The organism is uncultured Mailhella sp. (genome assembly GCF_944324615.1).
GTDB lineage: Bacteria > Desulfobacterota > Desulfovibrionia > Desulfovibrionales > Desulfovibrionaceae > Mailhella.
In genome coordinates this window covers 1-14,415 of the sequence record NZ_CALUWY010000004.1, presented here as the reverse complement: position 1 = coordinate 14,415, position 14,415 = coordinate 1, and the positions used below count along the sequence as shown (strand labels likewise).

General features: G+C 59.6%; 9 protein-coding genes. 7 read left to right on the top strand and 2 right to left on the bottom strand.

Annotated features, from left to right (window positions below; genetic code table 11):
* Nucleotides 1-14: 14 nt before the first annotated feature.
* Complete coding sequence (gene gyrA / locus Q0K07_RS01755; protein ID WP_294555588.1) at nucleotides 15-2,453, top strand: DNA gyrase subunit A; 2,439 nt, start codon at nucleotides 15-17, stop codon at nucleotides 2,451-2,453.
* Between the two features lie 285 nt (nucleotides 2,454-2,738).
* On the opposite strand, the gene Q0K07_RS01750 is transcribed toward gyrA, so the two are convergent.
* Nucleotides 2,739-4,061, bottom strand: a complete 1,323-nt coding sequence (locus Q0K07_RS01750; RefSeq protein WP_294555585.1) for a chloride channel protein — start codon at nucleotides 4,059-4,061, stop codon at nucleotides 2,739-2,741.
* Nucleotides 4,062-4,218: 157 nt separating this feature from the next.
* On the opposite strand from Q0K07_RS01750, the gene Q0K07_RS01745 reads away from it, so the two are divergent.
* The 3 genes from Q0K07_RS01745 (at nucleotide 4,219) to Q0K07_RS01735 (ending at nucleotide 8,581) form a co-directional block, all read left to right on the top strand.
* Nucleotides 4,219-5,586, top strand: coding sequence for a sodium-dependent transporter (locus Q0K07_RS01745; protein ID WP_294555583.1), 1,368 nt, complete (start codon nucleotides 4,219-4,221; stop codon nucleotides 5,584-5,586).
* Between the two features lie 129 nt (nucleotides 5,587-5,715).
* Nucleotides 5,716-7,080, top strand: a complete 1,365-nt coding sequence (locus tag Q0K07_RS01740) for a sodium-dependent transporter (protein ID WP_294555581.1) — start codon at nucleotides 5,716-5,718, stop codon at nucleotides 7,078-7,080.
* Nucleotides 7,081-7,213: 133 nt separating this feature from the next.
* A complete protein-coding gene (locus Q0K07_RS01735; RefSeq protein WP_294555579.1) occupies nucleotides 7,214-8,581 on the top strand; it encodes a sodium-dependent transporter in 1,368 nt (455 codons plus the stop codon).
* Between the two features lie 240 nt (nucleotides 8,582-8,821).
* Here the strand turns inward: Q0K07_RS01735 and Q0K07_RS01730 are convergent, their stop codons facing one another.
* Nucleotides 8,822-10,312, bottom strand: a complete 1,491-nt coding sequence (locus Q0K07_RS01730; protein ID WP_294555577.1) for an aminoacyl-histidine dipeptidase — start codon at nucleotides 10,310-10,312, stop codon at nucleotides 8,822-8,824.
* A 478-nt stretch (nucleotides 10,313-10,790) separates the two neighbouring features.
* Between Q0K07_RS01730 and Q0K07_RS01725 the strand changes: the two genes are divergently transcribed.
* From Q0K07_RS01725 to Q0K07_RS01715, 3 genes are all read left to right on the top strand, one after another.
* Complete coding sequence (locus Q0K07_RS01725; RefSeq protein WP_367178861.1) at nucleotides 10,791-12,107, top strand: NCS2 family permease; 1,317 nt, start codon at nucleotides 10,791-10,793, stop codon at nucleotides 12,105-12,107.
* Nucleotides 12,108-12,228: 121 nt separating this feature from the next.
* Entirely contained in the window at nucleotides 12,229-13,008 is a 780-nt protein-coding gene (locus Q0K07_RS01720) for an SDR family NAD(P)-dependent oxidoreductase (protein ID WP_294555575.1), read from the top strand.
* Nucleotides 13,009-13,208: 200 nt separating this feature from the next.
* Complete coding sequence (locus tag Q0K07_RS01715) at nucleotides 13,209-14,057, top strand: C-GCAxxG-C-C family protein (RefSeq protein ID WP_294555573.1); 849 nt, start codon at nucleotides 13,209-13,211, stop codon at nucleotides 14,055-14,057.
* The last annotated feature ends 358 nt before the right edge of the window (nucleotides 14,058-14,415 follow it).

Below are 14,415 nucleotides of genomic sequence, written 5' to 3'. Positions count from 1 at the left end.
GCAAGGATTCCAAAGTGGCAGAATTTAAAGTCGACATAGAAAAAGAGCTGCGCCAGTCCTATCTGGCCTATTCGCTCAGCGTCATCATAGGTCGCGCCATTCCCGACGCGCGCGACGGCCTGAAGCCCGTGCACCGCCGCATCCTCTTCGCGCAGTCGCAGATGGCCAACACCTACAACAGGCCCACCAAGAAGAGCGCCCGCGTGGTGGGCGACGTCATAGGCAAGTATCACCCCCACGGTGATTCCGCCGTGTACGACGCCCTTGTGCGCATGGCGCAGGATTTCAACATGCGCGATCCGCTGGAAGACGGGCAGGGCAACTTCGGTTCCATCGACGGCGACTCCGCCGCCGCCATGCGTTACACCGAAGTGCGCATGTCTCGCCTTGCGTCGGAATTTCTGGACGACATTGAAAAGAAGACCGTGGACTTCCGCCCGAACTACGACGGTTCGGAACAGGAACCCGAGGTGCTGCCCACCAAGGTGCCGAATCTTCTTCTCAACGGTTCTTCCGGCATCGCCGTGGGCATGGCCACCAACATTCCTCCCCACAACCTGGGAGAACTGTGCGACGCGCTTCTGCGCCTCATCGACGAACCCGACTGTACGGTGGATGACCTCATCGACCTCGTGCACGGGCCGGACTTCCCCACGGCGGGCTTCGTGTATGCCGGGCAGGGTCTGCTCGACGCCTACCGCACCGGCCGCGGCGTGGTGAAGGTGCGCGGCAGAGTGGAGGTGGAGGAGCGCAAGAAGGGCCAGCAGTCCGTGGTCATCCGCGAAATTCCCTATGCGCTCAACAAGTCCGTGCTGGTCACCAAGATTGCGGCGCTGGTCAACGAGCGCAAGCTCGACGGCGTCACCGACCTGCGCGACCTTTCGGACAAGAAGGGCATACGCATCATTCTTGACCTGCGCCGGGGCACCATACCGGAACTGGTCATCAACGCCCTGTACAAGTACACGCCCCTCGAAACGTCCTTCGGCATCAACATGCTGGCCGTGGTGGACAACAAGCCCCAGCAGCTCAACCTGCGCACGGCGCTTACCTGCTTCCTCGACCATCGCCGCGAAGTGGTCATCCGCCGCACCCGCTTCGATCTGGAAAAGGCGCAGGCCCGCGCCCACATCGTGGAAGGTCTGCTCAAGGCGCTGGACATCATCGACGAGATAGTGACCCTTATCCGCGCCTCGGAAACGCCGCAGGAAGCCAAGGCCGGCCTTGTGGAGCGCTTCGGCTTCACCGAAATACAGGCCCAGAGCATTCTGGACATGCGCCTCCAGCGCCTCACCGGTCTGGAACGCGACAAGCTTCTGGAAGAATATCATGAGCTGCAGAAGCTCATCGCCTACCTGACCTCCATTCTGGAAGATTCCGAAGTGCTGCGCGGCGTGCTGCGCGAGGAAACGCAGTACATCAAGAACACCTATGCCACGCCCCGCCGTACCGAAGTGGTCATGGACGAGCTGAACGGCATCGACATCGAAGACCTCATTCCCGACGAAGACGTGGTCATCACCCTGTCGCGCCGCGGCTACATCAAGCGCACCACCCTCGGCAACTATCAGCAGCAGAAGAGGGGCGGCAAGGGCATAGCCGGCCTGCACACTTCGGAAGATGACTTCGTGCAGGAATTTCTTACCACCACCAATCATCAGTACCTTCTGCTCTTCACCAACAAGGGCCGCATGCATCAGCTCAAGGTGCATCAGGTGCCTGAGGGAAGCCGCACCGCCAAGGGCATGCACATTGCCAATCTCCTGCCCCTGGAAAAGGATGAATGGGTGGCCAACGCCCTTACCGTGCGTGAGTTCGCCGAGGAAAGCTATTTCCTGTTCACCACCAAGCAGGGCATGGTCAAGCGCTCCAGCGCCTCGCTGTACGCGCGCTGCCGCAAGAGCGGCATGATCGCCCTGGGCCTCAAGGAAGGCGACGAGCTCATCGCCGTGCGCGAAGTGACCGATTCCGACCATGTGGTGCTGGCCACGGCCCACGGCATGGCCATACGCTTCGCCATGCCCGACGTGCGTCCCATGGGCAGAAGCGCCTCGGGCGTGAAGGGCATAGGGCTCCGCCGTGGCGATGAAGTGGTGGCCTGCGTCACCGTCAAGGACGGCGACAATTCCACCATGATCATGACGGTTTCGGCCCTGGGCTACGGCAAGCGCACCAAGATCGACCTTTACCGCATGCAGAGCCGCGGCGGTATAGGGCTCATCAACTTCAAGGTCTCCCCCAAGACGGGCAGCGTCATCGGCGCCATGCCTGTTTCCGATACCGATTCGCTCATCCTGCTCACCTCCACCAACAAGATCATCCGCCTCAGCGTGGAAGAGGTCCGTTCCGTGGGCCGCGCCACCATGGGCGTGCGCCTTGTGCGCCTCGACGACGGCGCAAGCGTGGTCGGCTTCGATACCGTGGCCGACAACGGAGACAATGCGGAAGAATAGAGTATGCAGCGGGGAGGAAGGGGAACTTTCTGAAGAAAGTTCCCCTCCCTCCCCGCACCCCTCCCTTCCTTCAAAGACTTTTGTTTTTACAGGAAAGGCCGTAAAAAACGCCGACTCAGAGAGCCGGCGTTTTTTTGTGCCTTCCATGCCGGATTCCGGGAGGACCGACAGGGGAGGGGTCTTTTTCTGTCTTGTCTGCCTGCTGTCGGCAGGGAAATGGCTAAGAAAGCGGGAGAGGAGGGGAAAGCCTTTTTTAAAGTTTTCCCCTTACGCTGTCTTTTTTTCTTATTTCTTTCTGGAAACCACGATGGCGGCGCGCAGGGAATCGTACACCGGCGGGCAGCGGAGCGCATCCGCCGTCCATGAGGCGATGAAGGCCACCACGAAGGCGCCGGGCAGGCAGCAGAGCGCGCCGGACATTTCCGTGACCAGGGCAATACCCGTCAGAGGAACGCGCACCATGGAAACGAAGAAGCCCGCCATGCCGTAGATGATGAAGCTCTGCCACGACGTTTCGTCCACAAGGCCCGCACCGAGAGCGGCCTGCCCGCACAGAGCGCCGAGAAGGGCGCCTATGCAGAGCATGGGCATGAGAATGCCGCCGGGCACGTTGCCGGTATAGCTCAGCAGGGAAAAGGCGATTTTCAGAGCGGCGAGAAGCAGCAGGGAGAGAAGTACGGCAGAAGGATCGGCGGCGAAACGGATGAGGCTTCCGGCAAGGTCTTCTCCTCCGCCGAGTACGGCCGGGCAGGTGAGGGCCAGCACGAAGGCAACCAGCATGGGGGGCAGGATGCGCCAGTTCTGGGACAGGGGCGTATGCGCGGCCTCGAAGTTCTTGGTGCCGAGCAGGGCCTTGTTGTAGAAAACGCCCGCCGCACCCATGGCCACGCCCATGACGGGCAGCAGCCAGCATTCCGCAAGAGAGGGCGCCTGAACATGGCTGAAGGGGAAGACAAGGCCGAAGCCGAACACGAAGCGGGTGATCACTTCGGCGGAGGCGACGGCAAAGCCCACCGCGATGAAGCCGCCCCAGGTGAAGCGGCTTTTCATTTCCTCAAAGACGAAAAGCAGACCGGCCACGGGGGAACCGAAGGCCGCCGTCATGCCCGCCGCCGCACCGGCGGCGATGTGGATGTGGCCGGAAAACCAGAACCGGTCCCAGAGTCCCGTGAGAAGTGCGGCCGTGGCCGCGCCCATCTGTATGCAGGGGCCTTCCCTGCCGAGAGACAGGCCGCCCAGCGTGGAGATGAGGCAGCCTGCGAATTTCGCAGGCAGGATCCTGAGCCATTCCCTGCGCGAAATGTGGAGTCTGCCCCGTACGATGAGTTCCGTCTGCGGGATGCCGCTGCCGGAAATGAGCGGAACCCTGCCCACCAGCCAGCCCAGAAAGCGCGCCGCCGCCACGAGAACGAAGAGCCAGAGCGGGGCCGTGTACCAGTGTTCCTTCCATGAGGAAAGCCACGTTGCAATGACGGGGGCGGCGCTGTCGCGGGAAAGACGGAAAAGGCAGATGACAAAGGCGCAGGCAACGCCCGTGAGCGTTCCCTCCAGCGCAAGCAGGCTCCGGTTCGCCCAGCGCGTCCAGCGTTTGTTGTGTCGTTCGTCCATGTTGTGCCCTGCGGGAAAAGGTGTGCGCTCAAAAGGTGTAGTACAGCCTTTCCTTCGGCGCAAGCGGCGTTCAACAGGCCGGAGAGAGACTTTTGTTGTTGCCGTTTCCGGCTTTTTTTGCCTATACCTAAAGAAATCATTTGCAGGAGAATGGATTATGCTTCAAAGAGAACAGCTCGCCAGCCGTCTGGGCTTTGTGCTTCTTTCCGCCGGCTGTGCCATCGGTCTCGGCAACGTGTGGCGTTTCCCATACATTACCGGCAAGTACGGCGGTGCCGTATTTCTTGTAGTCTATCTTCTTTTCCTGCTTTTTGTGGGGCTTCCCGTGCTCATCATGGAATTTTCCGTGGGCCGCGCGTCGAAGCGCAACATGGCCCATGCCTTGGAAAAGCTGGAACCGAAGGGGACATGGTGGCATAAGTTCGGCATCATGAGCCCCATCGGCAACTATCTTCTCATGATGTTCTATATTCCCATCGCAGGGTGGATGCTCTGTTACTGCTGGTTCATGCTGAACGGCACTCTGGAGGTTCCCACGGAGCAGGTGCCCGCCGTGTTCAGCGGCATGCTGGGCAGCCCGTGGACCATGCTGTTCTGGACGGTGGTGGTTTCCGCCTCCTGCTTCGCCATCTGCGGTCAGGGCCTGCAGAAGGGCGTGGAACGTGTGGTCAAGCTCATGATGCTGGGCCTTCTGTTCATCATGGTGGGGCTGGCCATCCATTCCTGCTTCCTTGAAGGCGGCGGCCGGGGCATGGAATTCTACCTCAGGCCGGATTTCGGCCGCGCCGTGGAATCGGGCTTCATGGCCCTTGTCAACGACGCCATGAACCAGGCCTTCTTCACCCTGAGCGTGGGCATGGGCAGCATGTGCATTTTCGGCAGCTACCTGAAGAAGGATCGTTCGCTGACGCAGGAATCCGTCATCATCGTCGCGCTGGATACCTTTGTGGCCCTTACCGCGGGTCTCATCATCTTTCCGGCCTGCTTCGCCTTCAACGTCACGCCCGACGCAGGCCCCGGGCTCATCTTCGTCACCCTGCCCAACATCTTCAACAACATGGCGTGGGGCCGCTTCTGGGGCTTCCTGTTCTTCGTGTTCATGAGCGCGGCTGCGCTCACCACCGTCATTGCCGTGCTGGAAAACATCATCGCCTTTTTCATGGACGGTTACGGCTGGTCGCGCAGAAAGGCCACCATCATCAACTTCGTCGTGCTCACCATCCTTACGCTTCCCTGCATTCTGGGCTTCAATGTGTGGTCCGGTTTCGAGCCCTTCGGCAAGGGAAGCAGCGTGCTGGATCTTGAGGACTTCATCATCAGCAACAATATTCTGCCTCTCGGTTCCTTCCTGTTCATGCTGTTCTGCTGCCACCGCTACGGCTGGGGCTGGGACAACTTCGTGGCCGAGGCCGACGAGGGCAGGGGAATGAAGTTTCCGAAGTTCCTGCGCTTCTACCTTACCTGGATACTGCCGGTGATCTTCCTGTTCATCTTTGCCCAGGGCTATATTCAGAAGTTCTTTTAATAAATGATGCGGAAGGGCGAGACCCTTCCCTTGCAGGGACGGCGGACTGACAGAGGGGATTTCAGGTTGCCGTCCCGCAAGGTTTCGGCATATACGAAAAAAAATATTCCCGCCAAGGAGAAACAAGGTATGGCTCAACGCGAACAGCTCGCCAGCCGGCTGGGATTTCTGTTCCTTTCCGCCGGTTGCGCCATAGGGCTCGGTAATGTATGGCGTTTTCCTTTTATTACAGGTAAATATGGGGGCGCGGTCTTTCTTGTCGCCTACCTTGTGTTTCTTCTCGGCATGGGGCTGCCCATTCTCATCATGGAATTTTCCGTGGGACGCGCCTCAAGGCGCAACATGTCCCGGGCCTTCCAGGAACTCACTCCCGGATCGAAGTGGCGTTATTTCGGCTGCTTCAGCATCATAGGCTCCTATGCGCTCATGATGTTCTACATCCCCGTGGCAGGATGGATGATGTATTACTGCTGGGCCACCATCACGGGCGGCCTTGCCCTGCCCGTGGATCAGGTACCCGGCGTGTTCACCGGGCTGCTTTCCAGCCCCGGTACCATGCTTTTCTGGACGCTGGTTGCCTCACTCGGCTGTTTCGGCGTCTGCGCCATGGGCCTTCAGAAGGGTGTGGAACGCGTGGTCAAGATCATGATGGCCGGGCTTCTGCTCATCGTCATCGGCCTTGCCATACACTCCATCACGCTGCCCGGCAGCCTTGAGGGCGTGGCCTTCTACCTGGTGCCCGATCTGCAGCGCGCCATGGACGCGGGCATCATGTCCCTCATCAACGACGCCATGAACCAGGCCTTCTTCACCCTGAGCATCGGCATCGGCGCCATGTGCATTTTCGGCAGCTATCTCAACAAGGACAACACCCTGACCAAGGAATCGGTGTTCATCGTTTCCCTGGATACCTTTGTGGCCTTCATGTCCGGCCTCATCATCTTCCCGGCCTGCTTCGCCTTCGGCGTGGAACCGGATTCCGGACCCGGGCTCATCTTCATCACGCTGCCCAACATCTTCAACAACATGGCCCTGGGCCGCTTCTGGGGCTTCCTGTTCTTCGTGTTCATGAGCGCGGCCGCGCTCACCACCGTCATCGCCGTGCTGGAGAACATCATCTCCCATTTCATGGATACCTATGAATGGACGCGCAAGAAGGCCGTGAAGGTGAATTGCGTGGTGCTCACCCTCTGCACCCTTCCCTGCATCCTGGGCTTCAATGTGTGGTCGGAAGTACAGCCTCTGGGCGCAGGTTCCACCATCATGGATCTTGAAGACTTCATCATCAGCAACAACCTTCTGCCCATCGGCTCGCTCATTTTCTGCCTGTTCTGCTGCCAGCGCTACGGCTGGGGCTGGAACAAGTTCATTGCCGAAGCCGATGCCGGCGAGGGCATGAAGTTCCCCAGGTTCCTCCGCTTCTATCTGACCTGGATTCTTCCCGTGGTGCTTCTGTTCATCTTCGTGGAAGGCTATATCCAGAAGTTCTTCTGATGACTGCGGGCCTGCTCCCTTCGGGGCAGGCCCTTTCCGCCGCCTGCCGCCTCCGGCGCATGCGGCGTTTTTCATGCCCCGGAGGGCGCCGTATAAAGGCGCCCCGGGCGTGCTTCCTTTTCTGGAGTGAATCATGCAACGAGAAAAGATGGCCAGCCGCATCGGCTTTCTGTTTGTTTCCGCCGGATGCGCCATCGGGCTCGGCAATGTGTGGCGTTTTCCCTACATCACGGGGAAGTACGGCGGGGCCGTTTTTGTGGCCGCCTACCTGTTCTTTCTGTTCATGCTGGCGCTGCCTCTGCTCATCATGGAATTTTCCGTGGGCCGCGCCTCGCAGCAGAACCTCGGCAACGCCCTGAGGGTGCTGGAACCTGCGGGCTCATCCTGGCACCGCATGGGCTGGATCAGCATGGTGGGCAGTTACCTGCTCATGATGTTCTATATCCCCGTGGCGGGCTGGATGCTCTTTTATGTGTGGAGAACGGCCGCAGGCGCGCTTGATCTTCCCCCCGATCAGATGCCCGCCGCCTTTACGTCCATGCTGGCCGACCCGGCGGGCATGACCTTCTGGGCCTTTCTCACTTCCATTCTCTGCTTTCTGGTGTGCAGCTTCGGCCTTCGCCGGGGCATAGAGCGCGTGGTCAAGATCATGATGACCGGCCTTCTCGTCATCATGCTGGGCCTTGCCCTGCGCGCCGTCACCCTGCCGGGCGCTCTGGACGGCCTTGCCTTCTACCTTGCTCCCGACTGGGAACGCGCGGTGAACGCGGGCATATGGAGCCTTCTGAACGACGCCATGAATCAGGCCTTCTTCACCCTGGGCCTCGGCATAGGCTCCATGTGCATTTTCGGCAGCTACCTCGGGCGTGAATACACCATCACCCAGGAATCGCTGTGGATCGTGGGGCTGGATACCTTTGTGGCCATGATGTCGGGCTTCATTATTTTCCCGGCCTGCTTCGCCTTCGGCGTGGAACCGGATTCCGGACCCGGGCTCATCTTCATCACCCTGCCCAACGTGTTCAACTCCATGTCCGGCGGCCGTTTCTGGGGGACGCTCTTCTTCGTGTTCATGAGCGCAGCCGCGCTCACCACGGTGATCACCGTGATCGAGAACATCATTTCCTACAGCATGGACGTGTGGAAGTGGTCGCGCAGAAAGTCCACCATCGTCAACGGCGTTGCGCTTACCCTGCTTACCCTGCCCTGCGTGCTCGGCTTCAACGAACTTTCCTTCGTGCAGCCTCTGGGAGAGGGCAGTACGCTCATGGATCTGGAGGATTTCATTCTCAGCAACAACCTTCTGTCCATAGGCGCCATCACCTTCATGCTGTTCTGCTGCCATAAGTTCGGCTGGGGCTGGGACAGGTTCATTGCGGAAACCGATGCGGGGCGCGGCGTGAAGTTCCCCCGTGCTCTGCGCTTCTACCTCACCTGGATTCTGCCCCTGGTGGTGGCGCTCGTGTTCGTGCAGGGCTATGTGCAGAAATTCTTCTCCTGAAGCGCCTGCATGAATGTTTTTTGCGGATGCTCTCCCTCCGGGGCGGGCATCCGCTTTTTTATGGCCGTATGCTTTTTTCGTATGCGGCGCAGAAGGCGGAACATGGCGCAGGCCGCCGGAGCGGGGAGAGCGCCGGGGATACATTCCGCGGGAGAAAAGCCCCTTCCGCGTCATTGTTCCGCAGAGCGCGGAAGGGGGCAGAGAAAAAGCCGCGCCTGAAGCGCGGCTTTTTCATGAACGTTATTTTGTCTCACCTATGCGCTGCAGCACGTCCAGAAGGAGCTTCCAGGCGTTTTCCGCAGAGGCGAGGTGGAGCCTCTCCCTGGTGGAATGCGCTCCGGTCACCGTCGGCCCGAAGGAAATGAAGTCCACCCTGCGGCCGAGCTTCCGGAACTTGTCGGCAAAGAGTCCGCATTCCAGGCCGGCATGAATGCCTTCCACGCGCGCCTTCTTTCCGAACAGCGTTTCATAGGACGTTGTGAAGATGCTCTGAAGACGGGAATCGGGGTTGTATTCCCATGCGGGGTAATCTCCCGAATGTTCGACGCTGCCCCCCACCATGTCGCCGAGAATTTCGATCCTGCGGCAGAGTTCATCCTTTCTGCTGGCAACGGAACTTCTGGTCTGGCACTGGAAGACGACGCGACCTTCTTCCATGCAGATCATGGCGAAGTTGTTGGAGCTTTCCACAAGATTCTGGGAGGTGATGTTCTTGTCCATGGAGGCTATGCCGTCGGGCACGAGCAGCGCTGCCGAAAGAACGCGCTTTTCGCTTTCCGGGGAGAACACGCGTTCTTCGCCGTCGGCCCTGTCCAGAGTGATGAACAGGCCTGCGCCGTCGGAACCGCGCAGTTCGTGGCGGAACAGGGCTTCCCAGCGCTTCACTTCCTTCAGAACAGCCTCATCCTCCGCCTGAATGAACAGCACGGCCGAGCTTTCCTTGGGAATGGCGTTTGCCGCCGTTCCCCCCTGAAGGGAGACAAGACGGCAGGGGAAGGTTTTTTTCAGTCCGTCCAGCATTCTGGCCAGCAGTCTGTTGCTGTTGCCGCGCTCACGGATGATTTCCAGCCCGGAATGTCCGCCGGCAAGTCCGCCGAGGGTGATGCGCCGGAGTGCCCAGCCCTGTGCGGGGGAAAGCGCCGAGGCATCCTCGAATTCCACGGGAATGCTCAGTCTGCTTCTTCTGCCTCCGGCGCAGCTCACGCAGAAGATGCCTTCCTCTTCCGAATCCATGTTGATGAACAGGGAGGCGTTGAGCGGGGAAACGTCGAAGGCCGTTGCTCCGCCCATGCCCACTTCCTCATCCACGGTGATCACGGCTTCCAGCGGAGGATGCGGGATATGGTCGGCGTCGAACACGGCCAGAATATAGGCAACGGCAACGCCGTTGTCTGCGCCGAGGGTGGTGCCCTGGGCAAACAGGTTCTCTCCGTCGGTCATGAGTTTCAGGGGATCTCTGGCAAAGTCGAAGTCCAGCCCTTCATCCTTGACGCAGACCATGTCCATGTGCCCCTGCAGAATGACGGCCGGGGCCTGTTCCATGCCGGCGGTGCCGGGCTTTTTCATGTGCACGTTGCCGGTGGCGTCCTTCATGACGAAGAGGCCGCGTTCCTTTGCAAAGGCAACGAGAAACTCGCCGAGCGCACGCTCGTTCCCGGATTCATGGGGAATGGCGCTCAGCGCGGCAAACCATTTGAGATATTCCTTATCAGGGGAAAAGGCACTGTTCACGGAGCAACTCCTGTGTGTTTCCTGTTGTTGAACTTTCCGGGCGGGGCCGGAGCGTCCGGCTCTCCCGCAGGTGCACGCATGGTACATGGGAAAGGCTTCGTGTGTACAGTCCGTATGTTCCTTTCGGGCCGTACCTCGGAGAAATATTTTTTTTCGCTGTATCCTGCAGGGCGCGGGAGAAATTTCCCCGGCCGAGGTGGTAATTTTAACATTGGTTTACGGAAAAGTTCATGCTATTTTTCTGCGCAAGAAGAAACCTGCCCTTTCCATGCCGTGCGGCACAGCCCTTCTGCATGGAAAGGGAGAAAGGCGTATCTGTCCCTCCGTCCGGTTCCGCACCGGACGACAGACACATGGCGGAGTACAGAGAAAAAGAGGACTTTTCCTTTCGCGGGAAAAGCCGTTCTGTGTTTTTAAGCCGTCCTGATGCAGGGGAGATGCGCGGAAAGCAACATGACGACGGAGTACGGGGGAAAGCGTGGAAGGAAATGTTCTCGACAGGGTGTTCAGACTGAAAGAGCACGGCAGCAGCGTCAAAGTGGAGCTTATGGCGGGCGTGACCACGTTCGTGTCCATGGCCTATATCATATTTGTCAACCCTTCCATGCTTGCGGATGTGGGCATGGACCGCGAGGCGGCCGTTGCAGCCACCATCTGGGGGGCCGCCCTGACCACGCTTTTCATGGGACTCTGGGCAAATCTCCCCATAGCGCTTGCCCCGGGCATGGGCATCAACGCCTTCTTTGCCTATACCGTGGTGCTGGGCATGGGGCTGCCGTGGCAGACGGCCCTGGGCGCCGTGTTCATTTCCGGCGTGGTGTTCTTTCTGCTTTCCGTGACAAGGCTGCGCGAACAGATCATCCGCGCCGTGCCGCTCAACCTCAAGCTGGCCACCTCCGTGGGCATAGGCATGTTCATTGCCTTCATCGGGCTCAAGAGCGCGGGCGTCGTGGTGCCGGATCAGGCCACCTTTGTGGGCATGGGGCATCTCGGCAGGCCCACCACGCTTCTTTCCCTCTTCGGCCTGCTGATCACCACGGTTTTCATGATCCTCAACGTGCGCGGTGCCATTCTGCTGGGCATCGTGATCACCTCCGTGGCGGGCATGATCACCGGAGTGGGGCCTGTGCCTCACGGCATAGGCGGCGTCATGAGCCTGGATGTGCCGAGCTTCATGCCCACCTTCCTGCAGCTCGATATCGTCGCCGCGCTGAAGTACGGCCTTTTCTCCGTGCTCTTCACCATGACCATGGTGGATCTTTTCGACACCATGGGAACCATCATCGGTCTTTCCCGCAAGGCGGGACTGATGAAGGCGGACGGAAGCATCGAAGGGCTGAACAGGGCGCTGGTGGTGGATTCCTGCGGCACCATGCTCTCCGGCCTGCTGGGCACTCCTGCCGTGACGAGCTATCTGGAAAGCTCCACCGGCATGGCCGAAGGTGGCCGCACCGGCCTGACCTCCGTCACCGTGGGCGTTCTTTTCCTCATCAGCCTTATCTTCGCTCCCCTGGTGGGCATTGTTCAGAGCTATGCCACGGCTCCCGCGCTTATTGTGGTGGGTGCGCTCATGGTGCAGGAAACGCGCAACATCGACTTCAGCAACATGGCCGATGCTCTGCCCGCCTTCCTTACCATCATCACCATGCCTCTCACGAGCAGCATTGCCACAGGCTTCGGCATGGGCTTCATCAGCTATGTGGTGCTCAGGCTTTTTACCGGACGGGCCAGGGAAGTGAACCTCATCATGTGGGTGGTCTCGGTGTGCTTCGTCATTAATTTTGCCTTGCGTTAGACCTGTTCCGGAGCGCGGAGGCGGAGAATCCGGCGGGAAAACGTTTCCGCCCGGCAGAAGACTCCTGCAGAAGGGATTTTTCCGCAAAGGGCGCCTTGAGGGACAAAAAAGGAGAACGGTGATGGATCTGGGACTTCGTGACAAGGTCGTGGTCGTTACAGGGGGTACTGCGGGCATAGGCAGATCCTGTGTGGACGCTTTTCTGGAAGAAGGCAGCCGCGTGGTGGTGTGCGGCCGTTCCGAGGGCAGGCTGGAAGAGTTCCGCAAGGAATATGAGGGCAGGCCCGTGCTTGCCGTGCGCGCGGACGTATCGTCTCCCGAGGATATGGAGGCCCTGGCCCGGGCTGCGGCGGAGCATTTCGGCGGCATCGACGTATGGGTGAACAATGCGGGCATCTATCCCAAGGGGAATCTGGAAGACATGCCCCTTGATATGTGGCGGGAAACCTTTGCCGTGAACGTGGACGGTGTGCTTTACGGTTCGCGCGCCGCCATTCCCTATTTGAGAAAGGCAGGCGGCGGCGTCATCGTCAACGCTTCCTCCTATGCCTCCATCATGCCCACGGGGGGAAGGGGCGCGTACGGCGTGACCAAGGCGGCCGTAAGCCAGATGACCAGGGTCATGGCTGCAGAACTTGCTCCCGACCATATCCGCGTGGTGGCCTATATGCCGGGCTTCGTGCTCACCGGCATCAACGCAGCCGTCATCGGAGAGTACGACGACGGTGCGGTGAAGCGGCAGGCCGTGCAGAACAGGTACGGCCGTACGGAGGAAATCGCACGCCTTGTGGTGTTCCTTGCCTCCGATGCGGCAAGTTTCATCACCGGCTGCGGCGTGGAGGCGAGCGGCGGCAAGTACTGCGTGCAGAATCCCTTTGCCGCATGGGAGAAGGGGAACTGACGGTCAGGCGCATGAGCGCGGAAGACGCCGGGCAGGCACAGGATGAGACATGACGGTTTTATCCTGCGGGATGCTTCAACATTGCGTCTGTGTCGGTGTCTGTTATTGACATAATGTTCCATTAATCACATAGTACGAGCGTGTATCTTTCCCCAGACAGGGAAGGTATGTGTAAGTCATTTTCTACCTCGGAGAATAGTATGGATTACAGCAGAAGAGCCATGCTGGGCGCCATGGGCGGTCTGGTTGTCGGCGGTTCCCTGGCCGCCATGTCTGGCAATGTTATCGCGGCGCCTGCCGCCCCGGCCATGTCCGCCGGCAAGGACGGGCATTTCGGTCAGATGGGTGGGGAATTCGGCTGGACCCCGAAGAAGATCGACGACATCGCGGCCGCCAGCGCCGTGGCATACAAGGGGTACTGGTACAAGGGCTACGGCTGCGGCTACGGCGTGTTCTACAGCATCATCGGCACCATGGCCGAAAAATACGGTGCTCCGTACAACTGCTTCCCCTTTACCATGATGGAAGGCTTCAAGGGCGGCATGTCCGACTGGGGCACTATCTGCGGCGCTCTGGCCGGTGCGGCCATGGCCTTTGCGGTGTTCTATCCGCGTAGCGAAGCCACGCCCATGGTGAACGAACTGTTCCGCTGGTATGAAAAGACGGCCTTCCCCGTCTACAATCCCGGCGATGCGGCCCAGGGCGTGAAGGGTGACCTGCCCACCAGCGTGGCCCATTCCGTACTCTGCCATGTTTCCGTGTCCCGCTGGTCCTATGCCACCAAGCTTGCTGCCAACAGCACCGAACGCAGTGAACGCTGCGGCCGCATCACCGCCGACGTGAGCCGCAAGGCCATTGAAATCCTCAACGCCAAGATCGAGGCCGGCAAGGACTGGAAGGGCGCTCTCGGCAAGCAGGAATCCGTGACCGGCTGCACCACCTGCCACGGCAAGGGCAAGATGTCCGACATCCAGAAGGGCAATATGGACTGCACTCCCTGCCACAGCGGTTCCGAGGCCGTGGCCGACAAGTTCCACAATCATCCGTAAGCCTCACGGGCAGGGGACGTATATTTCAGAAATATTCGCTTCTTCCGGGAAAAAGCTCCGGCATAAGGTGTGCCCGTGAAGGGGCCGGAGCTGTAACACCGGTTCCGTGAAGGGACTCTGTCTCCGGGAAGAAAGCATATCATCCGCACAATACGTTCCTGCGTCGTGCATCATAAACAGGGGGAAGGCCGGGCCTTCCCCCTGTTTTTTCATGCCTGAAAAGGGGCGTTCCGCCCGCAGGAGGGCCTTTTCGGGCTGGAAAAGGGCTTTTCAGGCACAGGGAATCGAAAATTTTTTCTATAAAATAATAAATGTTATCAAATGATTGATGAAGGTGTACGAAAAAAGTTCCGCAGAA

Coding starts and splice junctions, on each gene's coding strand:
- Q0K07_RS01750 (WP_294555585.1), bottom strand. CDS start 4,061: ATGGACGAACGACACAACAAACGCTGGACGCGCTGGGCGAACCGGAGC.
- Q0K07_RS01745 (WP_294555583.1), top strand. CDS start 4,219: ATGCTTCAAAGAGAACAGCTCGCCAGCCGTCTGGGCTTTGTGCTTCTT.
- Q0K07_RS01740 (WP_294555581.1), top strand. CDS start 5,716: ATGGCTCAACGCGAACAGCTCGCCAGCCGGCTGGGATTTCTGTTCCTT.
- Q0K07_RS01735 (WP_294555579.1), top strand. CDS start 7,214: ATGCAACGAGAAAAGATGGCCAGCCGCATCGGCTTTCTGTTTGTTTCC.
- Q0K07_RS01720 (WP_294555575.1), top strand. CDS start 12,229: ATGGATCTGGGACTTCGTGACAAGGTCGTGGTCGTTACAGGGGGTACT.
- Q0K07_RS01715 (WP_294555573.1), top strand. CDS start 13,209: ATGGATTACAGCAGAAGAGCCATGCTGGGCGCCATGGGCGGTCTGGTT.